General features: G+C 62.5%; 22 protein-coding genes. 6 read left to right on the forward strand and 16 right to left on the reverse strand.

Translation table 11 applies throughout. The annotated features are described in order from the left end of the window. The coding region (locus NKJ00_RS27680) for an IS3 family transposase (protein WP_352632014.1) at nucleotides 1-250 on the forward strand (250 nt) is incomplete at its 5' end. A gap of 58 nt (nucleotides 251-308) precedes the next feature. Here NKJ00_RS27680 and clpA read toward each other — a convergent pair. The 3 genes from clpA to NKJ00_RS27695 form a co-directional block, all read right to left on the reverse strand. After that, entirely contained in the window at nucleotides 309-2,777 is a 2,469-nt protein-coding gene (gene clpA, locus NKJ00_RS27685) for an ATP-dependent Clp protease ATP-binding subunit ClpA (protein ID WP_023812949.1), read from the reverse strand. Between the two features lie 6 nt (nucleotides 2,778-2,783). Continuing rightward, on the reverse strand, nucleotides 2,784-3,113 hold the full coding sequence (clpS, locus tag NKJ00_RS27690; protein WP_023812950.1) for an ATP-dependent Clp protease adapter ClpS: 330 nt from the start codon (nucleotides 3,111-3,113) through the stop codon (nucleotides 2,784-2,786). Nucleotides 3,114-3,410: 297 nt separating this feature from the next. Next, nucleotides 3,411-3,740, reverse strand: coding sequence for a phasin family protein (locus NKJ00_RS27695; RefSeq protein WP_013531776.1), 330 nt, complete (start codon nucleotides 3,738-3,740; stop codon nucleotides 3,411-3,413). A gap of 285 nt (nucleotides 3,741-4,025) precedes the next feature. On the opposite strand from NKJ00_RS27695, the gene NKJ00_RS27700 reads away from it, so the two are divergent. Further along, nucleotides 4,026-5,435: an SPOR domain-containing protein gene (locus NKJ00_RS27700; RefSeq protein WP_352632015.1), complete on the forward strand. Its 1,410-nt coding sequence runs from the start codon at nucleotides 4,026-4,028 to the stop codon at nucleotides 5,433-5,435. A 46-nt stretch (nucleotides 5,436-5,481) separates the two neighbouring features. Here NKJ00_RS27700 and NKJ00_RS27705 read toward each other — a convergent pair whose 3' ends face one another. The 4 genes from NKJ00_RS27705 to NKJ00_RS27720 all read right to left on the reverse strand — a co-directional run bounded on the left by NKJ00_RS27705 (nucleotide 5,482) and on the right by NKJ00_RS27720 (nucleotide 8,913). Further along, nucleotides 5,482-6,180 (reverse strand): DnaJ domain-containing protein, encoded by a 699-nt coding sequence (locus tag NKJ00_RS27705; RefSeq protein ID WP_023812952.1) that lies wholly within the window; start codon nucleotides 6,178-6,180, stop codon nucleotides 5,482-5,484. Next, nucleotides 6,180-6,911 carry a hypothetical protein gene (locus NKJ00_RS27710; RefSeq protein WP_023812953.1) on the reverse strand — a complete coding sequence of 244 codons (732 nt, stop codon included), beginning with the start codon at nucleotides 6,909-6,911 and terminating at the stop codon, nucleotides 6,180-6,182. Before NKJ00_RS27710 ends, NKJ00_RS27705 begins: the two co-directional genes overlap by 1 nt. 84 nt (nucleotides 6,912-6,995) lie before the next feature. After that, complete coding sequence (locus NKJ00_RS27715) at nucleotides 6,996-7,433, reverse strand: DUF1489 family protein (RefSeq protein ID WP_013531780.1); 438 nt, start codon at nucleotides 7,431-7,433, stop codon at nucleotides 6,996-6,998. A 76-nt stretch (nucleotides 7,434-7,509) separates the two neighbouring features. After that, nucleotides 7,510-8,913 (reverse strand): L-serine ammonia-lyase, encoded by a 1,404-nt coding sequence (locus NKJ00_RS27720; RefSeq protein ID WP_127295570.1) that lies wholly within the window; start codon nucleotides 8,911-8,913, stop codon nucleotides 7,510-7,512. Between the two features lie 180 nt (nucleotides 8,914-9,093). Between NKJ00_RS27720 and NKJ00_RS27725 the strand changes: the two genes are divergently transcribed. Further along, the gene (locus tag NKJ00_RS27725; RefSeq protein WP_027161543.1) at nucleotides 9,094-9,807 is read left to right on the forward strand and encodes a DUF599 domain-containing protein; all 714 of its coding nucleotides are present in this window, start codon (nucleotides 9,094-9,096) and stop codon (nucleotides 9,805-9,807) included. Here NKJ00_RS27725 and NKJ00_RS27730 read toward each other — a convergent pair. The 6 genes from NKJ00_RS27730 to NKJ00_RS27755 all read right to left on the reverse strand — a co-directional run bounded on the left by NKJ00_RS27730 (nucleotide 9,786) and on the right by NKJ00_RS27755 (nucleotide 14,285). Next, a complete protein-coding gene (locus tag NKJ00_RS27730; protein ID WP_352553072.1) occupies nucleotides 9,786-10,577 on the reverse strand; it encodes a YdcF family protein in 792 nt (263 codons plus the stop codon). The two genes, NKJ00_RS27725 and NKJ00_RS27730, sit on opposite strands and share 22 nt — an antisense overlap. Nucleotides 10,578-10,701: 124 nt before the next feature. Beyond that, nucleotides 10,702-12,267, reverse strand: a complete 1,566-nt coding sequence (locus NKJ00_RS27735; protein WP_023812956.1) for an amidase — start codon at nucleotides 12,265-12,267, stop codon at nucleotides 10,702-10,704. Then, the gene (locus tag NKJ00_RS27740; protein WP_352612921.1) at nucleotides 12,267-12,722 is read right to left on the reverse strand and encodes a GNAT family N-acetyltransferase; all 456 of its coding nucleotides are present in this window, start codon (nucleotides 12,720-12,722) and stop codon (nucleotides 12,267-12,269) included. The genes NKJ00_RS27735 and NKJ00_RS27740 overlap by 1 nt, the downstream gene beginning before the upstream one ends. 8 nt (nucleotides 12,723-12,730) lie before the next feature. Then, the gene (gene gatC / locus NKJ00_RS27745) at nucleotides 12,731-13,018 is read right to left on the reverse strand and encodes an Asp-tRNA(Asn)/Glu-tRNA(Gln) amidotransferase subunit GatC (RefSeq protein WP_023812958.1); all 288 of its coding nucleotides are present in this window, start codon (nucleotides 13,016-13,018) and stop codon (nucleotides 12,731-12,733) included. Between the two features lie 118 nt (nucleotides 13,019-13,136). Next, nucleotides 13,137-13,553: a hypothetical protein gene (locus tag NKJ00_RS27750; protein WP_352553071.1), complete on the reverse strand. Its 417-nt coding sequence runs from the start codon at nucleotides 13,551-13,553 to the stop codon at nucleotides 13,137-13,139. Between the two features lie 24 nt (nucleotides 13,554-13,577). Then, on the reverse strand, nucleotides 13,578-14,285 hold the full coding sequence (locus NKJ00_RS27755) for a metal-dependent hydrolase (protein ID WP_352553069.1): 708 nt from the start codon (nucleotides 14,283-14,285) through the stop codon (nucleotides 13,578-13,580). A gap of 122 nt (nucleotides 14,286-14,407) precedes the next feature. Between NKJ00_RS27755 and ruvX the strand changes: the two genes are divergently transcribed. Beyond that, entirely contained in the window at nucleotides 14,408-14,914 is a 507-nt protein-coding gene (gene ruvX, locus NKJ00_RS27760; RefSeq protein WP_352612923.1) for a Holliday junction resolvase RuvX, read from the forward strand. Here ruvX and NKJ00_RS27765 read toward each other — a convergent pair. From NKJ00_RS27765 to NKJ00_RS27775, 3 genes are all read right to left on the reverse strand, one after another. Beyond that, nucleotides 14,832-15,173: a DUF6105 family protein gene (locus NKJ00_RS27765; protein ID WP_023812962.1), complete on the reverse strand. Its 342-nt coding sequence runs from the start codon at nucleotides 15,171-15,173 to the stop codon at nucleotides 14,832-14,834. The two genes, ruvX and NKJ00_RS27765, sit on opposite strands and share 83 nt — an antisense overlap. Further along, nucleotides 15,173-15,742 (reverse strand): hypothetical protein, encoded by a 570-nt coding sequence (locus NKJ00_RS27770; protein ID WP_352612925.1) that lies wholly within the window; start codon nucleotides 15,740-15,742, stop codon nucleotides 15,173-15,175. Before NKJ00_RS27770 ends, NKJ00_RS27765 begins: the two co-directional genes overlap by 1 nt. 194 nt (nucleotides 15,743-15,936) lie before the next feature. After that, on the reverse strand, nucleotides 15,937-17,565 hold the full coding sequence (locus NKJ00_RS27775) for a DNA alkylation response protein (RefSeq protein WP_023812964.1): 1,629 nt from the start codon (nucleotides 17,563-17,565) through the stop codon (nucleotides 15,937-15,939). Between the two features lie 193 nt (nucleotides 17,566-17,758). Between NKJ00_RS27775 and NKJ00_RS27780 the strand changes: the two genes are divergently transcribed. Together NKJ00_RS27780 and NKJ00_RS27785 are read left to right on the forward strand one after the other, a co-directional pair. Next, on the forward strand, nucleotides 17,759-18,718 hold the full coding sequence (locus NKJ00_RS27780) for an aspartate carbamoyltransferase catalytic subunit (RefSeq protein WP_127411308.1): 960 nt from the start codon (nucleotides 17,759-17,761) through the stop codon (nucleotides 18,716-18,718). Beyond that, nucleotides 18,715-20,001, forward strand: a complete 1,287-nt coding sequence (locus tag NKJ00_RS27785; protein ID WP_352612929.1) for a dihydroorotase — start codon at nucleotides 18,715-18,717, stop codon at nucleotides 19,999-20,001. The genes NKJ00_RS27780 and NKJ00_RS27785 overlap by 4 nt, the downstream gene beginning before the upstream one ends. The last annotated feature ends 37 nt before the right edge of the window (nucleotides 20,002-20,038 follow it).

Raw genomic sequence — 20,038 nt, forward strand, 5'->3', positions numbered from 1 at the left:
GGAAGCCAGAGGCCTCCAACAGAGCATGTCACGCAAAGGCAATTGCCTCGACAACGCCCCAATGGAGAGCTTCTTTGCCATCCTCAAATCCGAGCTCTTCCATCCCGGAACCTTCGACACCGTTCAAAGCCTGGACGACGCCATCACGGACTACATCGACTATTACAACCACCGCCGCATCAAACTGAAACTGAAAGGGCTGGCCCCTGTGCAATACAGGAACCAGCCCTTAAACCTACCAACTCAATGAACCGTCCAACTTTATGGGGTCAGTTCATTTCCGGGGCTTTTTTCGACTTTCGTCAAGGTCAGTTCTTTCGGGGCAGTTGCGGCACGAGGCTGCGCTTGCCGCCGTCCTTGCCCTTGGCTTCGGGCTTCTGCGCCACCAGCTTCTTGGCCGCGGGCTTTTTCGTCACGGCCTTTCTGGGCTTCGTTGTTTCTTCCGGCTCTTCCTTCTTCGGCTTCACCGGCGCCTCGTCGGCGAGTGATTCGAGCTTCAGGCCGGTCTCGCCGGTTTCCTTCTTCTCGACGGTGACACGCACCGTGCCGCCCTTCTTGAGCTTGCCGAACAGCACCTCGTCGGCCAACGGTTTCTTGATGTGCTCCTGGATTACCCGGCCGAGCGGCCGCGCTCCCATGCGCTCATCATAGCCCTTGTCGGCGAGCCAGGCGATCGCATCCGCCGACAGGTCGAAGGTGACGCCACGCTCGGAAAGCTGGGCCTCGAGCTGCATGACGAACTTCTGCACCACCTGATGAATGACCGGCACCGGCAACGAGCCGAACGGGATGATCGCATCGAGACGGTTGCGGAATTCCGGCGTGAACAGCCGGTTGATCGCCTCGACATCGTCGCCTTCGCGCTTGGTCGAGCCGAAGCCGATCGCCGCGCGCTGCGCATCCGACGCGCCCGCATTGGTGGTCATGATCAGGATCACATTGCGGAAGTCGATCTGCTTGCCGTTGTGGTCGGTCAGCTTGCCATGGTCCATAACCTGCAACAGGATGTTGAACAGGTCCGGATGTGCCTTCTCGACCTCATCGAGCAACAGCACGCAATGCGGATGCTGGTCGACGCCGTCCGTCAAAAGACCGCCCTGGTCGAAGCCGACATAGCCGGGAGGCGCGCCGATCAGCCGCGAGACGGTGTGGCGTTCCATATATTCCGACATGTCGAAGCGGATCAGCTCGACGCCGAGCGACGCGGCCAACTGCTTGGCCACTTCGGTCTTGCCGACGCCGGTCGGGCCGGAGAACAGGTAGGAGCCGATCGGCTTCTCCGGTTCGCGCAGGCCGGCACGCGCCAGCTTGATCGCCGAGGTCAACGCGGTGATCGCGGTGTCCTGGCCATAGACGACGCGCTTCAGCTCGATATCGAGACCCTGCAGCACCTTCTCGTCATCGGCCGAAACCGTCTTCGGCGGGATGCGGGCCATGGTGGCGATCGTCGCCTCGATCTCCTTGATGCCGATCGTCTTCTTGCGCTTGGCTTCCGGAACCAGCATCTGCGAGGCGCCGGTCTCGTCGATCACGTCGATCGCCTTGTCCGGCAGCTTGCGGTCGTTGATGTAACGTGCCGACAGCTCCACCGAGGCCTTGATCGCCTCGTTGGTGAACTTCACCTTGTGGAACTCCTCATAATAGGGCTTGAGGCCCTTCATGATCTCGATGGCGTCCGCGATGGTCGGTTCGTTGACGTCGATCTTCTGGAAGCGCCGCACCAAAGCACGGTCCTTCTCGAAGAACTGGCGGAATTCCTTGTAGGTGGTCGAGCCGATGCAGCGGATCGCACCCGATGACAGCGCCGGCTTCAACAGGTTGGACGCATCCATGGCGCCGCCTGAAGTAGCCCCTGCGCCGATGACCGTATGGATCTCGTCGATGAACAGCACGGCACCGGGATAGTCCTCGAGTTCCTTGACGACCTGCTTCAGCCGTTCCTCGAAATCGCCGCGATAGCGCGTGCCGGCGAGCAGCGTGCCCATGTCGAGCGCGAAGATGGTGGCGTTGTGCAGCACTTCGGGAACGTCGCCCTCGACGATGCGCTTGGCCAGACCCTCGGCGATCGCCGTCTTGCCGACGCCGGGATCACCGACATAGAGCGGGTTGTTCTTCGAGCGGCGGCACAGCACCTGAATGGTGCGGTTGATCTCGGACTCGCGGCCGATCAGCGGGTCGATCTTGCCGGCCTTGGCCTTGTTGTTGAGATTGACGCAATAAGCCGTCAGCGCATCCTGCTGCTGCTTCTTCTTGCCGCCTTCCTCTTGTGGCTCGGCGCCGTTCTGGCCGCCCTGCTCGTCATCGGCACCGCGCGGCGAGCGTGTCTCCGATGCGCCCGGACGCTTGGCAATGCCGTGCGAGATGTAGTTGACCGCGTCGTAGCGGGTCATCTGCTGTTCCTGCAGGAAATAGGCGGCATGGCTCTCGCGCTCGGCGAAGATGGCGACGAGGACGTTAGCGCCCGAAACCTCCTCGCGGCCAGACGACTGCACATGGATCACCGCGCGCTGGATGACGCGCTGGAAACCGGCGGTCGGCTTGGAGTCCTCGTCGTAACCGGTGACGAGGTTGTCGAGCTCGGTGTCGATATAGGTGAGAACCGTGTGCTTGAGCTCATCGAGATCGACATTGCAGGCGCGCATGACGGCGGCCGCCTCGGTGTCGTCGATGAGCGCGAGCAGCAGATGTTCTAGGGTTGCATATTCATGGTGCCGCTCATTGGCGAGCGTCAGCGCCTGGTGAAGCGCCTTTTCCAGGCCTTGGGAGAAAGCCGGCATGTTACCTCACTTCTTCTCCATCACGCATTGCAGCGGATGCTGATTCTGTCGGGCGAAATCCATGACCTGGGACACTTTGGTCTCGGCCACCTCGAATGTATAGACCCCGCACTCGCCCACTCCATGATTGTGAACATGAAGCATGATGCGTGTGGCGGCTTCGCGATCCTTCTGGAAAAAACGCTCCAGCACGTGAACCACGAACTCCATCGGAGTGTAGTCGTCGTTGAGGATGAGGACCCGATAAAGGCTGGGCTTCTTGGTCTTGGTTTTGGTGCGCGTGATGACGGCCGTCCCACGGCCGGCCCCATTGCCGTTACCGTCGCCGTCTTGCATCCGCACCACTCGTCTCGTGGCAGTCAAACCGATCGTCACGTATTCCTGCCTCTTTCGATTCCCCATGCGAGTTCGACATGTAGGTGTTCGATGTACGATTTTAAGCCCTTCTGGTTAGCTGACAATATGGCTAGGTCACCAAACTTGGACGATTTTCGCAATCGTGAAGGGGCGCGAGGCTCTGGAACGGAAATTGACACGAAAAAGCCGGGCCGCGTTTCCGTGGCCGGGCTTTTTCTCGGGTTCAAAGGCTGAATCTGGGGTCACGTCAGGCGAAATCAGTTCGCCCGGGCAAAATTACTTTGCCTTGGCAACGATCGATTCGAATGGCTTGTAAGCTTCCTTGGCGAGTTCGGCATAGAGATCGCCGATCTTGGTGGCCTCGGCGACGAACGCCTCATAGGACTGCTTGGCGTAATCCGACTGGATCTCGATCGCCTTTTCCAGCGACTTGGCTGAAAACAGCTTCTCCACCGTGGCGCTGCCGGTTTCAAAACTCTTCTTGGTGTATTCACCAGCTTCGGTGGCAATCGCCTGCGCGCCCTTGGACAGCGACGCAAAGCTCTTCAATCCGGTGTCGGCGAACTCTTTGCCGTATTTGCTGAAGTCCTCATAGGTCTGGGTCATTTCACGATTCCCTTGACGGTTGAAGCGTCCTTCTTCGGGGCGCCCTTGTGCAATGCAAGATAATATATTGTGCGCCGCACAAAAGTCAAGATTTCGCGGGCTTGCGGACCCGCCTGCGCAGCCAATGGCTAAAAATCGAATAAAGAGAGCCACAAGCCCGAAGAAAATGGTGAACGCGGCGGTTACCATAAACGGATTGGTAACGCTGCGCCGGTAGCTTGGCCGGAAGCGAGGCAGGACCCTTTGCCGCCTCCAACGCAACGAAGAAATCCAAGGGAAGTACCAGTGCGTAAGGCGTTGTTGGGCATCGTTTCCAAATCTACCTCCCCTCTCAAAACGATGATGATCATCGCCCTGGCGATGACATTCGTTTTTGGCGACGTTGCCTCGTCGCTGGCGGCCAGGCAGGCGGCCATCGTCGTGGATGCCAAGACCGGCAAAGTGCTCTACTCCGCCGACGCCAACGGCAGGCGCTATCCGGCTTCGCTGACCAAGATGATGACGCTGTATCTGACCTTCGAAGCGATGGCGAAGGGCGAGATCAGCAGGAACACGCCAGTGGTGTTTTCCGCCAAGGCCTCCGCCGAGGCGCCGACGAAACTTGGCGTGAAGCCGGGCGGTTCCGTCACGGTCGAGACCGCGATCCTGTCGATCGTCACCAAGTCGGCGAATGACTCGGCCACCGCGCTCGGCGAAATGCTCGGCGGCAATGAAACCACTTTTGCCCGCATGATGACCGCCAAGGCGCGTGCGCTGGGGATGAACGGCACCGTGTTCCGCAACGCCAATGGCCTGCCCGACCCCGGCCAGTTCACCACCGCGCGCGACATGGCGACGCTCGGCATCGCGCTGCGCGAGCATTTTCCCCAGTATTACGGCTATTTCTCGCAGCGCTCCTTTCTCTATGGGCGCCAGCGCATCAACGGCCACAACCGTCTGCTTGGACGCATCAAGGGCGTCGACGGCATCAAGACTGGCTACACCCGCGCCTCCGGCTTCAACCTCGTCTCATCGGTTTCCGATGGCAATCGCCGCATCGTCGGCGTGGTCATGGGCGGCACCTCGGGCGGCAGCCGCGACAATCAGATGGCCAGCTTGATCAACACCTATCTGCCGAGGGCGTCGACTCGCGGTGGTGGCGATCTGGTCGCCAAGGCCGGTGGCAACAACCCGATCACCGCCCTTGCCAAGGTTCTCCTGCCCAAGCATGACGCTCCGACACCGGACGACAAGCCTGTCATAGCGCAGGACGATGTCACCGTTGCCGAGGACGCCACGGTCGCGGAAGACGATACCGCGCAGGCCGAAGAAGCAGCCCCCGTCGTCAAGACCAGAAAGGTCAAGACCGTCATCGTTTCAGCCCCCCAAGTCGCGACGGCCCAGGTTGTAGCGGCCTATGCCGAGCCGACGCCGGCGGCTGTCGACCCGGTCAACACCGCGTCGGTGCCTTCGGGTTGGGCCATTCAGGTCGCCTCGTCGCCCAAGCAGTCCGAGGCCCAGGCCTTTCTCGACAAGACCACCAAGCAGGCGCCCAAGGTGCTGGCGGACGCTTCCGGTTTCACTGTCGCCTTCGACAAGGATGGCGTCACCTACTACCGCGCCCGCTTCGGTGGCTTCGGTTCGAAGACCGCCGCCTGGAAGGCCTGTACCGCTTTGAAGAAGAAGAACATCGAGTGCTACGCCGTCCAGCAGTAGGACGGCGTGCAAGCCATCTCCCGGAAAAATTCTGCGTCGAAGGAGACTAGTTGTGATTGGAGAGCAAGACGTCCTTGGCTTCGTTAATCCGCGCCGCCAGGAAAGACGTGCCGCCGACATCGGGGTGCAGGCGCTGCATCAGGCGGCGGTGCGCCTTGCGGACATCCGCCGCGGCGGCCCCCGCTTCAAGACCAAGGACCTTGTAGGCCTCCTCCTTAGTCATGGCGCCCGGACCTGGCGCAACACCCAGCCCTTCGCCACCGTTCGTCTCAGCGTTTTTGCGCCAGACGGGAAATCTGCCGTCAAGATACGTCTCTAGCAGCTGTCGGCTCTCCGGATCGCCGGAGAGTTCGCGGTAGAGGTGTTGCAATTCCGCCAGCCCCATCGCGCCAAGCATCTTGCCTTCGTGGCGGCCAGCCAGGACCAGTCCTTCGAGGCCGCCGGTATCGTGATCGAGTTCCATTTCCAATGCCGCTGTGCGCACCGTCGAGCGTTTGCCCGGTGCAAGCCCGGCCGGCTGGCGTTTCATGCGCATGGAACCATACCAGGCAATTGCGCCGGTGAGAATCATGCCGCCGATGCCTTCCCGGCCGACCACAAGCACGGCGACGCCGACAAGTGCCAGAAGAGCCGGCCCGAGCGTTCGCAGCGTGCTCGCCAGTTTCGCCGGCTCGGCACGCAGAAAGATCGTCACCGCGCCGAGGAGCAGCAGAAGCAACGCTCCAAAAGCGATGATCGCGCCCATTATTTTCCGCCGCCCCGCAGATACTCGATCATCAGCCGGTCTTCCGGCCTGCCCCTGGCTTCGAGCGCCTTCAACCCGCCGGTCGCAAACACGGCGACGGCCGAAAGCAGTCCTGCCAGGGTCGCGGCAGCCCGCCGATCAAATCTAAACCAAGCCCCCTTGGACAGCCGCGCAATCTCTTTGAACGCCTTTTCTGCGCCGGAATCATGGCTTTCCTGAAACACGAAGACGGGAACGCCATGAAGGCCGAGGCTGCCGGCCTTTTCGGCCAGATCGTCGATATTCTCTTCCATCGCGTCGCCGATGTAGACCAGCGCATTGACCTTGGCGGCCGCCGTCTGTTTCAACGCATGCGTCAGGACCTTGCCGATCTGGGTGTGGCCGCTGCGGCATTCGATCCGCGTCATCAGCTGCTTCAAGGCATTGGTGTCGCTCACGAAAGCGGACGAACGGCACTCGCCGAGACCACGAAAATAAACCAGTTGCACGCTGAGGGTTCCGGCCTTGCCGACAGCGTCGAACATCTGGCCCTGCAGCTCACAAGCCAGATCCCAGGTCGGCTGGCGGCTCATTGTTGCGTCGAGAGCAAGGATCAGCCTGCCCGAATCGGTCGCCGACGCGGCAAGTGTCCTCGCCTGACGAATGAAGGCGTCGATCTCGCCGGCGTTGGATTGAGGCTTGATCGGCGCAGGATTGGTCCCCGCTGGCACAGGCTGCTTCTTATCGCTCATGAAAAACAAGATGTGGCGTTGCCACATCGCTTGCAAGCCCCACATCGGGCAGTGCAAAGGGCCAGGCGGTGATGCCACCTGGGGTCAGAGCAGACCGAGATCGGCCAGCTCGCGCCTGAGTTTCGGCGGCATCTCGATCAATCCGGCCTTGCCCTTACCCAGATCGAGCGGCGCGTCCGCCGGCTTCAGGTAGCGCCAGCCCTGAAAAGCCCGGCGTGGCTGCCAGTCGGTGCGTACAACCTCGGGGTCGAGTATCAGATGGCAACGGCCTATGCCTTCACTGTCGGTGAACGGCCGGATTTCGGTGATCAACTGGCGGCACTGCACATTGCCTTTGATCACCCAATAGAGCGAACCGCCATCGGTAACCTCGGCGCCGCGCGTCGGCATCATACGGGTGGTGTGATACTGCTCGACCGGCTCACCGGCGCGCCGCCGCTCGTCGAGGCGGAAGGCGATCCACTCTTCGAGATCCTCGACGCTGTCGCAGCCGACACAGAGTTTTATGAGATTGAGAGACATCGCTTAAGGTTAGTCCTGCACGCGAACGCGTCAACGACCGGATCGACTTCTCCACAGTAGCGGTTTAGGCCAGCCTTCAGCACTCCACGACGTTGACTGCAAGCCCGCCAAGGCTGGTTTCCTTGTACTTCTCGTTCATGTCGAGGCCGGTCTGGCGCATGGTCTCGATCGCCGCATCGAGCGGTACGAAATGGATGCCGTCGCCCTTGATGGCCAGTGACGCTGCCGTCACCGCCTTGACCGCGCCCAGCGCATTGCGTTCGATGCACGGCACCTGCACCAGCCCGCCGACCGGATCGCAGGTCATGCCGAGATGATGTTCGAGCGCGATCTCGGCGGCATTCTCGACCTGCTCGGGCGTGCCGCCCATGACGGCGCACAGGCCGGCCGCCGCCATCGCCGATGCCGAGCCGACCTCGCCCTGACAGCCGACCTCGGCGCCCGAGATCGACGCGTTGGTCTTGATGATGCCGCCAACGGCGGCAGCCGTCAGCAGGAAATCACGAATGCTCGGCTGGTCCGCCTCGGGATGGAAATGCAGCCAGTAGCGCAGCACCGCCGGCAGCGTGCCGGCAGCGCCATTGGTCGGCGCGGTGACGACGCGGCCGCCGGCGGCATTTTCCTCGTTCACGGCCATGGCGTAGATCGACAGCCAGTCATTGGCGAGCAAAGGATTGGGCTTGTTCTGCTGCCACTGCTCCTGCAGCTTATCGTGCAGCATGCGGGCACGGCGGCGCACCTTCAGCCCACCCGGCATGATGCCATCCTGCGACAGGCCACGGTCGATGCAGCCCTTCATGGCGCTCCAGATTCCGTCGAGGCCGGCGTCGAGCTCCTCGCGCGTCATCTGCGTCTCCTCGTTGACGCGTTTCATGTCGGCGATGGAAAGGCCGCTTTTGCCGGCCATGGCCAGCATCTCGACCGCATTCTTGAACGGATAAGGCACTTTCTTGCCTTCGGTTGTCACCGAACCTTTGGCTTTCATCCGCTGCAGTTCTTCTTCGGAAACCACGAAGCCGCCGCCGATCGAATAATAGATGCGCTTGAGCAGCAGGCGGCCGCCGGAATCATAGGCGTAGAACGCCATGCCGTTGGCGTGACCGGTGAGCGGCGTTTTGCGGTCCAGCACCAGATCGGTGGCCGGATCGAAGCGATAGGCGGGATGGCCGGGCGGCGAAATGCGCTTTTCGGCGGCGATGCGGCTGGCAATGCCATCGGCCTGGTCGGGATCGACCGTCTGCGGCGTCAGGCCGGCAAGGCCGAGCATGACGGCGCGATCACTGCCGTGGCCAATACCGGTGTAGGCGAGTGACCCGTGCAGACTTGCGCCAAGCCGATCGACCTTGACGCCCGCCGGACGCGGCCAGTCATTTCCCGCGACCTCGTCGAGAAACCGCGCAGCGGCTGTCATCGGCCCCATCGTGTGCGAACTCGAGGGTCCTATGCCGATCTTGAACAGGTCGAAAACCGAAAGGAACACGCGGCGTTGTCTCCTGGCGTCAGGTCGATGACTACATATAGGAATTCCCACGATGTTTCCGCTCTTTTGGAAATCGCGGCGCTGCACCCGCCGACCTTGTTTGCTCCGGCAGCGACATTGGTGCCTTATCGCTGTAGGCGGACATCGAAGCGATCGCGCTGAATGTGCTAAATTCAGGCCATGGGCGATTCCCTCGATCTTTCGACAGCCGATCTCGCGGCGCTGGCCTTCTTCCTCGTCGCGTGGCTGCTGCACACGTTCGCCTCCGACGGCAAGCTGGTCAGCCGCATGTCACTGACGACGGCGATGAATGCACAGCGGCAAGCCTGGATGCGGACCATGGCCGAGCGCGAGATCCGCATCGTCGATACCGCCATCATGAGCGGGCTGCAGCAAGGCACCGCCTTCTTCGCCTCCAGCTCGCTGATCGCCATCGGCGGCTGTTTTGCCCTGCTCGGCGCATCCGACCGGGTTCTTGAAGTGCTCAGCGACCTGCCCCTGGGTGGCGCGCCGTCGCGCGCGGCCTTCCAGATAAAGGTGTTCGGGCTGGTGCTGATCCTGGCGTTTTCGTTCTTCAAATTCGGCTGGGCGTACCGGCTGTTCAACTATTGCACGATCCTGATCGGCGCCGTGCCGATCCCGCATGGCGAAGCCTCACGCAATCCGGTCACCGAAACGGCGGTGTGGCGTGCGGCGCAAATGAACATGCTGGCCGGAAAGCACTTCAACTCCGGCCTGCGCGGCGTGTTCTTCTCGATCGGTTATCTCGGCTGGTTCGTCGACCCAATGGTGTTCGTGTTGTCGACGCTGTTGCTGCTGGCCGTTCTGGTGCGGCGCCAGTTCTTCTCGGCCGCCAGGCAGGCGGTGATCGGTCAGCCGCCTGGAAAAGGCTGATCGATCCGGCCTGACAGCCAGTAGGCAAAAAGCCCGATCCATTCGCGGATGGCCATGGTGGCGGCCTGCAGCGAATCGGCTGGATTGTCGCGGAACAGGCCGATGCCTTCTTTGCCCGAGGTGCGATAGTCGACCGGCCAGGGAACAGTCGCAAAGCCAGCCTTGTCGAACAGCGCCTTGGCGCGCGGCATATGGAAGGCCGAAGTCACCAGCAGCCAGGTCTCGCCGGGCTTCGGCGTTAGCAACTCCTTGGTGAAGACCGCGTTCTCATAGGTGTTGCGGGACTTGTTCTCCAGGATCAGACGATCGGCGGCCACGCCAAGCGCGGTGAGCAGGCGCGGCGCGGTTGCGGCATCGCCCTCGCCATCGAGAAACAACGCGCCGGTGCCGCCGGAGACGACCACCTTGGCGGTAGGAAAGCGCCGGGCCAGAACTGCGGTCTCGACCATCCGATCTCCGCTGCTGTTCAACTCATAGCCGCCGCGCGCCAGATTGATGGCGCCCTCGAAGCCGCCGCCGAGCACGACGATGCCGTCGACCTTTGCCGGCAGCGGCGGGCGCGCGAAGCGCTCTTCCAGCGGATTGAGCATCATGGCGCCGAGCGACGTCCACGCTGACAGCGCAAGGACCAGAAATGCCAGCACGCTGCCGGTAGCCGCCAGCCGCCGGCGCCCGATCATGGCCGCGAGCAATCCCGCCAGCAGCAGAAAGATCGCCAGGTTCAGCGGCTGGATGAAGAACCAAAAGATCTTGGACAGGTAGAAGAACATCGCTCACCCCATTGCAGCGCCGCGCGGGCGTGCGCGCTCAAAGGACGCTAACACTTTGATTTTGCGCAGGATCCTTCCGAAAATCGATTCGACTTTCAGGGCATGCGCTAGACGAGCGACGTCCCTACCACCACTTCTCCGGCTGGAACGTGCCTGCGGCCTGCTCGATGACGGCAGCGGTCTGGAACAGGGTTTCCTCATCGAACGGCCGGCCGATCAGCTGCAGGCCGAGCGGCAGGCCCTTGGCGTCGAGCCCGGCGGGCACAGCGATGCCCGGCAGGCCCGCCATGTTCACAGTGACGGTGAAGATGTCGTTCAGGTACATCTTGACCGGATCGGCAGCCATGTCCTCGTCGGCGATGCCGAAGGCGGCGGACGGCGTTGCCGGGGTCAGGATGACATCGACGCCGGCGGCGAAGACAGTCTCGAAATCCCGCTTGATCAGATTGCGCACCTTCTGCGCCTGCAGATAGTAGGCGTCGTAATAGCCGGCCGACAGCACATAGGTGCCGATCATGATGCGGCGCTTGACCTCGCGGCCGAAACCCGCGGCGCGGGTCTTCTCATACATGTCGACGATATCCTTGCCCGGCACGCGCAAGCCGTAGCGGACGCCATCATAGCGGGCGAGGTTGGACGAAGCCTCGGCCGGCGCCACGATGTAATAGGCGGGCAGCGCGTATTTCGTATGCGGCAGGGAAATGTCGACGATCTCGGCGCCGGCGTCCTTCAGCCAGGCAATGCCCTTCTGCCACAGCGCTTCGATCTCTTCGGGCATGCCGTCGACGCGGTATTCCCTGGGAATGCCGACCTTCATGCCCTTGATCGGCTTGCCGATCACCGCCTCATAATCCGGCACCGGCCGGTCGACCGACGTCGTGTCCTTCGGATCGACAGAGGCCATCGATTTCAACAGGATCGCGGCATCGCGTACGTCGCGCGCGATCGGGCCGGCCTGGTCGAGCGACGAGGCGAACGCGACGATACCCCAGCGTGAGCAGCGGCCATAGGTCGGCTTGATGCCGACCGTCCCGGTGAAGGCGGCCGGCTGGCGGATCGAGCCGCCAGTGTCCGTCGCGGTCGCGCCGGCGCACAGGAAGGCGGAGACTGCCGTGGCCGACCCGCCAGAAGAGCCACCCGGCACCAACTGCGCATTGTCCAGGCTGCGCACGGTCCTCGTGCCGCCGGCCGAAACGAAGCCGCCGTCGCCCTGATGCGTCGTGGGCATCACCGCAGTATCGAGGCGCGAGCGCCGCCACGGATTGATGACCGGGCCATAGTAGGACGTCTCGTTGGACGAGCCCATGGCGAACTCGTCCATGTTGAGTTTGCCGAGCATAACGGCGCCGTCGGCCCACAGATTTGACGTAACGGTCGATTCGTAGCGCGGCTTGAACCCGTCGAGCACATGGCTGCAAGCCTGCGTGTGGACGCCTTCGGTGCCGAACAGGTCCTTGATCCCCAACGGAATGCCTTCCAGCGCACCGCCCTCGCCCTTGACCAGCCTGGCGTCGGACGCCTTGGCCATGTCGCGCGCCTTGTCGCCGGTCACGGCGACATAGGCATTGAGCGCCGGATTGGCGCGCTCGATAGCGCCGAGATAGGCCTCGGTGATCTCGGTCGCGGTGATTTCCTTGTCGCGCAGCTTGGCGCGGGCCTGTGAAATCGTCAGCTGGGTCAGGTCGCTCATCAAAGGCTCTTTTCGTAAAACACCGACCACTCAGAATCGGGATAATCCAGCACCGGGCCGCAGCGCGAAAACCCGGCGCGTTCGTAGACTGTCCACGCCGCGGGATGACGATCGCCCGTCTCCAGCACCAGGCGCTTCAGCCCCTCGTTGCGCGCCAGCGATCCGACCCGCTCAACGATTTTCGCGCCGATCTTCTGCCCGCGATGCGACGGCCTGATATACATGCGCTTGACCTCGCCAATGGCGCCGTCATGACGCTTCAGCGCGCCGCAGCCAATGGCCAGGCCATTATCGCGGGCGATGAAAACCGTCGTGTCCTCACCGGCCATCTGCTCGACCGTCAAATGGTAGCAATGCTCCGGCGGCGTCAGTTCGAGCAAGGTCTCGTTGAGTTCCGTGACCAGCCTGCGCACGTCGTCCTGGAGCGGCTTCTCAATGGCGATCTCGATTGCCATCGGCCGACTTACTCCACGACCTTCGGCACGAGGAAGAAATTCTCTTCGGTCGCCGGCGCGTTAGCGACGATGTCGGCGGCCTTGCCGCCGTCGGTGACGACATCGCTGCGCTTCTTCATGTCCATCGGCGTTACCGAGGTCATTGGTTCGACACCGGAAACATCGACCTCGTTCAGCTGCTCGACGAAGCCCAGAATGGCGTTCAGCTCCCCGGTCATCCGTTCGGCATCTTCTTCGCTCACCGCGATGCGGGCGAGATGCGCGACGCGCTTCACTGTCTGAAGATCTACGGACATGTTTTTGCCTCGGGGAAAACCAGTTCGGGCTATAGCGGCGCCGCGCGCGCTGCGCAACATGCATCGTGCGAGAGACCAGGCTGTGCCGGCGGCCCGCTCGTGGGCCCTCAGAATACGTCTATGGCAGAGCAACGCCTTCGCACAGATAGTAGCTGCCGCTGTTGCCGCTTGCTTCGCTTTCGTCGTCGACGGGCCGAACCGACACGAGATCGATCTGCTTGGCGTTCATTTGCGTCACGGAGAGAACGTCGGGAAAGACATAACCCGGTTCCTGGCAGATGGCCGTCACCGCCCAGCTCGGCGAAGCCGTGGCCTTGCTGATCTGCAGAAACTCGCAATTGTATTCGACGCTCTGCAGGCCGTGCGCCGAAAGCACGATGTTGCCTGCGTCGATCAGCGTTTGCAGCGTGTCCTTTTTGGCCTGTTTGCAAAGCTCCTCGGATTGCAGGTAGACGCCCTCGATGAAATCATCCGCGGCGAGCGCGGGCGACGCCGCGACCAACATCGATACACAAAGAGATTTCCTCAAAGCCATGGTCTTATTCCGCTTTCGCCACGCCTAGATCGTAATCGTCTCACCGATATCAGGCAATGCCACCGTCACGCCGGACCCTTCCATGCCGGCCTCGAACTTGTCGGCGGTCGGATCGATCATCGGAAACGTGCCGAAGTGACAGGGAACCACGGTATCGAATTTGAAGAAGCGCCGGCAGGCAAGTGCAGCCACCGCGCCGCCCATGGTGAAACGGTCGCCGATCGGCACGATGCCGATCTTCGGTTCATGCAACTCGTTGATCAGCGCCATGTCGGAGAAGATGTCGGTGTCGCCCATGTGATAGAGCGTCTTGTCTTCCGGGAAATGCAGGACGAGGCCGCCCGGATTGCCGAGATAGGTGTTCTGGCCGCCCTCGCCGGGGAACGAGGATGAGTGCAGCGCCTGGACAAAAGTGGTGGTGAAGCTGCCGCAATCGACGGTGCCGCCGATGTTGCCCGGGTTGATCTTCTTGTCGCTGACCCCCTTGCCGACCAGATACATGCAGATCTCGAAATTGGCGACCAGCTGCGCGCCGCTTTTGCCGAGCACTTCCACGGCGCCGCTGATGTGATCGCTGTGGCCATGCGTCAGCAGCACATGCGTGATCCCCTCGGCCGGTCCCTCCCAGCCGCCCGTCCAGGACGGATTGCCGATCAGATAGGGATCGATGAGGATCTTGGCATCAGCGGTCTCGATGCGAAAGGCCGAGTGGCCGTACCAGGTCAGTTTCATGAATGCATTCCTCGATTTTTATCTTGCCAAAGGATAGAACGCCGATGGCCCCGAGATCAAAGGGTTACTTGTCCGCCACGCGTTTGACAAAACACCTGGTGGTGAAAGGCGAAGGACGGCCGGTGGGCATTATCACGATCGAAGAATTGCCGGCGCGGCTAACCGGCGGCAAGACGCTGGCGGGGCTTGACCTCGGCGACAAGACGATCGGCGTCGCGGTCTCGGACCAGAGGTTTTCCTTCGCCCATCCGCGCCCGGTCATCATGCGAAGGAAATTCTCGCTCGATGCGGCGGTGCTGCTCGCCTTGCTGCACAAGGAGAATGCCGGCGCGGTGGTGATTGGGCTGCCGATCAACATGGACGGTTCGGAAGGTCCGCGTGCGCAGAAATCACGCGCCTTCGTCCGCAACATGGCCCAGATAAGCGACCTGCCGTTCGTGCTCTGGGATGAGAGACTATCGACGGTCGCGGCCGAAAGGACGCTGATCGAGATGGATTTCTCGCGCCGCAAACGCGCCGGCAAGATCGATTCGGCGGCTGCCGCGTTTATTCTGCAGGGAGTTTTGGACCGGCTTCAGTCGCTCCACGCATCCGCTCGAACGGAACCGGACCCGCCCAGCGCTGTCTGACCCAGCCGGCGATTTCGCGGCGACGGCGGAAGGCCCAAAGCGCCATCAGCAGCAACCCGTCGAAGACGCACGTCTTCGCCACCATGCCGGGAATGATCGCCGGGTCGATGCCGAGCATCTGACCATAGAGCTGGAAGAAGAAGTCGTGCATCTGTCGGCTGAGCATCGTGTAGCCGAAATTGATGTCATTGGCCGACAGATAGAACCAGCCCCAGAAAATCGCCATCGGCGCCGCCCAGAATCCGAAGATGTAGCGCATCAGCGGCCTCCCCTGGGATGGGAGCCGGTCTTGGACACCGTTCGGCCTGATATGAGTGAAAGCAGCGAATTGTGGGCCGCGGCTTTTGCCATGCCGTGCGCGATGGCATGGATCTCGCTTTCGCCCGAAGCCGCTGTCGCAACCAAGGATCGCCGTTCGGCAAGCATGGCGACATAGGACGCCAGAAGTGCCGCCAGTTGCACGGCGACAGCCATGAACAGCCCGTTGATGCCTTGCGCGGCGCCACCGACGACGATCAGCGACAACACGCCGGACGCGCATATGAAGGCGATGCGGGCGACGCTGTCGGCGCCCGCGCTGGTCGCGTCGTTGACCAGGGCTTCGACAAAGGCCCAGAAAAACAGAACCGCGACGACAAGCAATGCGGTGGCGAGCGGCGCCACGACGACGAAATTGTCGAGGTCGACGAAGCGGGTACCCTCGATTGTAGTGCCCAGCACGCCGAGCGCCGCCGCCACACCCCGGTTTCCGTCGATGCAGATTAGCGCAAGCAGGGCGAAAACAATCGCCCAGTGCAAGGCCAGAAAAGAGGTCAGTACCTGTCGCATCGGTGTTCCTGCTTCGCAAAGCAAGAGACGGCCAATCTGAACCATTCCCTGCTTGCACTAGGACAGTGGGCCTTGCCGTCCGCCATCGCAATGGAAACCATTTGTTAAGGTTAACGGCGATTAGCCATACGCGTGAAGATGCCCGCCAACGCGTCAAAACTGTGGATGGCGCCGGTTTTTGCGATGCTCGCGGCTCAGTTCACCGGCGGATAGAGCGTGTCGATGATCATGCGTGCATCGTGGCGCGAATCGATCATGCCATAGGTGTTGCGCCATTGGCCGGCCAAACGCGTCTCGACGAAAGCGTCGGCGATCCGCCCTGCCCCCAGACGGCGCAATTCCGCCGCCGCAGCCGACAGCGCCAGCTGCTCGGTCAGCAGCCGGGCAGAACCTTCGTCGGTTGAGGCAACCTGCATCGCCGCCTTCAGCACGCCGATCGTGCCGCGTCCGCCGGCGCCGAGATCACGGTCGATGCCGGCCAGCACATCCTCGAACAGGCCGGGCGCACGGCCGAGCACGCGCAGCACATCAAGCGCCATGACATTGCCCGAGCCTTCCCAGATCGCGTTGACCGGGGCCTCGCGATAGTAGCGGGCGAGTGGCGCCTCCTCGACATAGCCATTGCCGCCGAGGCACTCCATAGTCTCATAGAGCAAAGGCGGCGCGATCTTGCAGACCCAGTATTTGACGACCGGCGTCATGGCCCGAGCAAACGCCGCCTCGCCGCGATCGCTGGCCGCCTCGTCGAAGGAGCGCGCCAACCGGAACGACAGCGCGGTGGCGGCGGCGACATCGAGCGCCATGTCGGCCAGAACGCGCTGCATCAACGGCTGCTCGATCAGGGTCGAACCGAACACCTGGCGATGGCGGGCGTGGTGAACGGCCTCGGCCAGGCCCGCGCGCATGATCGCCGACGATGCGATGGCACAATCGAGCCGGGTCAGGGTGACCATGTCCATGATCGTCTTCACACCGGCACCGGCTTCGCCGACCATCTCGCCGATAGCATTGACAAATTCGACTTCGGAGGAGGCGTTGGAACGATTGCCGAGCTTGTCCTTCAGCCGCTGAAAGCGGAAGCCGTTGCCCGAACCGTCACCGAGAACGCGCGGCACGAGGAAGCACGATAGTCCCTCAGGCGCCTGCGCCAGCACCAGGAAGGCATCCGACATCGGCGCGGACATGAACCATTTGTGCCCGTTCAGACGATAAAAACCGCTGCCGGCGCGTTCCGCCCTCGTCACATTGGCGCGCACATCGGTGCCGCCCTGTTTCTCGGTCATGCCCATGCCGAGGGTCAGCCCGGTCTTCTCGACCGGCGGTTTCTGGCTCTGGTCGTATTTGCGCGTCGTCACGCGCGGCGCCCATTCGCGAAACAGTTTCGGGCTGGCCATCAAGGCCGCCAGCGAAGCGTTGGTCATGGTGATGGGGCACAGATGCCCGGTCTCCAGCTCCGCCGTCAGATAAAACCGGGCGGCACGGACCTGATGGCGGCGGCCGATCTCGGTGTCGCCGTTCTCCCACACCGAGGAATGCAGCCCGTTGGCCACAGAGCGGCGCATCAAGGCGTGATAGGCGGGATGGAACTCGACCACGTCGATGCGCCGTCCCTGGCGATCATGCGTCCTGAGCTTCGGCGTCTCGACATTGGCGAGGCGCGCCAATTCCTGCGCCTCCTGCGTCAGCACAAAGCGGCCGAGACCATCGAGTTCCCGGCGCACCGGATCGGAAAAACGCTCCGCTAGCTGGATCAGCAACGGATCGCCCCGCCAGGCGTTGCCGCCCGTCAGCGGCGGCGGCTGGTTCGTCACGTCGTCGGTCACGCCCAATCCTTCTATCGTCAGAAAGCCACGAATCCGGGGCTGTCGGCTAGATATAGCCAAGCCATGCAGCGCGCGAGATGAAAATACCGGCCGATACAATCGGCTATCTACACGAAAAAATTGAGGAGAACGGCTACAATGCAAAGCTGGCGCTTGCAGCCGCAAAGTCTCCACCCTATAGCAGCGCCTTGAGATGACCGACGCTTCGTCCCCCTATCCTCATCGCCATCTTCTGGGCATCCGCGACCTTTCCCCCGCCGATATCGAGCTGTTGCTCGACAGGGCGGACCGGGCGGTCGCGATCTCGCGGCAGTCGGAGAAGAAAACCTCGACGCTGCGCGGTCGCACACAGATCAACCTCTTCTATGAAGCCTCGACGCGCACACAGTCGTCGTTCGAGCTTGCCGGAAAGCGGCTCGGCGCCGATGTCATGAACATGTCGGTGGCAAGCTCTTCGGTGAAGAAGGGCGAAACGCTCATCGACACGGCGATGACGCTGAACGCCATGCGGCCCGACATCCTGATCATCCGCCACCAATCGGCCGGTGCTGCCGCCCTTCTGGCGCAGAAGGTCGGCTGCTCCGTCGTCAACGCCGGCGACGGCGCGCATGAACACCCGACACAGGCGCTGCTCGATGCGCTGACCATTCGTCGCGCCAAGGGTCCGCTGTCGAAGCTCATCGTGGCAATCTGCGGCGACATCCTGCATTCGCGCGTGGCGCGTTCCAACATCATGCTGCTCAACGCGCTCGGCGCGCAGGTGCGCGTCGTCGCTCCGTCGACGCTGCTGCCCACCGGCATCGAGAAGATGGGCGTCATCGTAACCCGTTCGATGGCCGAAGGCCTCAAGGGCGCCGATGTGGTGATGATGCTGCGCCTGCAGCGCGAGCGCATGGAGGGCGCCTTCGTGCCTTCGGTCCGCGAATATTTCCGCTATTTCGGCCTCGATGCCGAGAAACTGAAGGCCGCCAAGGATGACGCGCTGGTGATGCATCCCGGGCCGATGAACCGCGGCGTCGAGATCGCCTCGGAAATCGCCGACGGTCCGCAAAGCGTCATCCAGGAACAAGTTGAAATGGGCGTCGCCGTGCGCATGGCGGTGATGGAAGCGCTTCTTGACCCGCGCCGTAATCAAGAGGGCCGCGGCGCATGAGCATAACGGTCTTTGAGCGCGCCCGCGTTGTCGACCCCTCGCGCGGCATCGATGAAGTCGGCGCCGTCTTCGTCGATGGCCGCAAGATCGTAGCCGCCGGCAAAGCAGCGCTGAACCAGGGCGCGCCCGAGGGCGCCACCGTTATCAACTGCGCCGGCAAGGCGATCATTCCAGGCCTGATCGACGGCCGTGTCTTCATCGGCGAACCGGGCGGCGAGCATCGCGAGACCATTGCGTCGGCAAGTGTCGCGGCGGCGGCCGGCGGCGTCACATCCATCGTCATGATGCCCGATACCGATCCGGTGATCGACAATGTGGCGCTGGTCGAATTCGTGCTGCGCACCGCCAAGGACACGGCCATCGTCAACGTCTTTCCGGCTGCGGCGATCACCAAGGGCCTCGACGGGCGCGAAATGACCGAGTTCGGCCTGCTGCGCGAAGCCGGCGCCGTCGCCTTCACCGATGGCCGCCACACCATATCGAGCGCGCTGGTGATGCGCCGCGCGCTGACCTATGCGCGCGACTTCGACGCCACCATCGTGCATGAGACGCAGGATGCGGACCTCGGTTCATCCGGCGTGATGAATGAAGGCCTCTACGCCAGTTGGCTCGGCCTCTCCGGCGTTCCGCGCGAAGCCGAATCCATCCCGCTGGAGCGCGATCTGGCCTTGGCCCGGCTGACGCGTGGTTCGTACCATGCAGCAAAGATCTCGACGGCGATGGCGGCAAACGCCATAACGCGTGCGAAAGCCGACGGCGCGACGGTGACGTCAGGCGTGGCGATCCACAATCTGTCGCTGAATGAAAACGATGTCGGCGAATACCGCACCTTCTTCCGCCTGACGCCACCTTTGCGCGCCGAGGAAGACCGGTTGGCGATGATCGAGGCGGTCAGGGACGGCACGATCGACATCATCGTCTCCTCGCATGATCCGCAGGATGTCGACACCAAGCGCCTGCCCTTCGCCGATGCGGCGGCCGGCGCCATAGGGTTGGAGACGCTTCTGGGCGCCGCACTGCGGCTCTACCACAATGGCGATGTGCCGTTGCTGCGGCTGATAGAAACCCTGTCCACCGCTCCCGCAAAACTGTTCGGCCTGCCCGGCGGCACGCTGAAGCCGGGCGCTGTCGCCGATCTTGCGCTTGTCGACCTCGACGGACCCTGGATCGTCAGCGAAAGCGGCATTCGTTCGCGGTCGAAAAACACCTGTTTCGAAGGCGCGCGACTGCAAGGCAAGGTCTTGCAAACGCTGGTTGCGGGCCGCACAGTGTTTTCCGCCTGAACCGGCCACGGCGCATCGCGCCTGATCCGGCCGAACT

Source organism: Mesorhizobium sp. M0227 (genome assembly GCF_040321855.1).
Lineage (GTDB): Bacteria > Pseudomonadota > Alphaproteobacteria > Rhizobiales > Rhizobiaceae > Mesorhizobium.

Coding starts and splice junctions, on each gene's coding strand:
- NKJ00_RS27780 (WP_127411308.1), top strand. CDS start 17,759: ATGACCGACGCTTCGTCCCCCTATCCTCATCGCCATCTTCTGGGCATC.
- NKJ00_RS27695 (WP_013531776.1), bottom strand. CDS start 3,740: ATGACCCAGACCTATGAGGACTTCAGCAAATACGGCAAAGAGTTCGCC.
- NKJ00_RS27725 (WP_027161543.1), top strand. CDS start 9,094: ATGGGCGATTCCCTCGATCTTTCGACAGCCGATCTCGCGGCGCTGGCC.
- NKJ00_RS27770 (WP_352612925.1), bottom strand. CDS start 15,742: ATGCGACAGGTACTGACCTCTTTTCTGGCCTTGCACTGGGCGATTGTT.
- gatC (WP_023812958.1), bottom strand. CDS start 13,018: ATGTCCGTAGATCTTCAGACAGTGAAGCGCGTCGCGCATCTCGCCCGC.
- NKJ00_RS27735 (WP_023812956.1), bottom strand. CDS start 12,267: ATGAGCGACCTGACCCAGCTGACGATTTCACAGGCCCGCGCCAAGCTG.
- NKJ00_RS27710 (WP_023812953.1), bottom strand. CDS start 6,911: ATGAGCGATAAGAAGCAGCCTGTGCCAGCGGGGACCAATCCTGCGCCG.
- NKJ00_RS27750 (WP_352553071.1), bottom strand. CDS start 13,553: ATGGCTTTGAGGAAATCTCTTTGTGTATCGATGTTGGTCGCGGCGTCG.
- NKJ00_RS27730 (WP_352553072.1), bottom strand. CDS start 10,577: ATGTTCTTCTACCTGTCCAAGATCTTTTGGTTCTTCATCCAGCCGCTG.
- NKJ00_RS27755 (WP_352553069.1), bottom strand. CDS start 14,285: ATGAAACTGACCTGGTACGGCCACTCGGCCTTTCGCATCGAGACCGCT.
- NKJ00_RS27705 (WP_023812952.1), bottom strand. CDS start 6,180: ATGGGCGCGATCATCGCTTTTGGAGCGTTGCTTCTGCTGCTCCTCGGC.
- NKJ00_RS27740 (WP_352612921.1), bottom strand. CDS start 12,722: ATGGCAATCGAGATCGCCATTGAGAAGCCGCTCCAGGACGACGTGCGC.
- NKJ00_RS27715 (WP_013531780.1), bottom strand. CDS start 7,433: ATGTCTCTCAATCTCATAAAACTCTGTGTCGGCTGCGACAGCGTCGAG.
- NKJ00_RS27785 (WP_352612929.1), top strand. CDS start 18,715: ATGAGCATAACGGTCTTTGAGCGCGCCCGCGTTGTCGACCCCTCGCGC.
- NKJ00_RS27765 (WP_023812962.1), bottom strand. CDS start 15,173: ATGCGCTACATCTTCGGATTCTGGGCGGCGCCGATGGCGATTTTCTGG.
- clpA (WP_023812949.1), bottom strand. CDS start 2,777: ATGCCGGCTTTCTCCCAAGGCCTGGAAAAGGCGCTTCACCAGGCGCTG.
- clpS (WP_023812950.1), bottom strand. CDS start 3,113: ATGCAAGACGGCGACGGTAACGGCAATGGGGCCGGCCGTGGGACGGCC.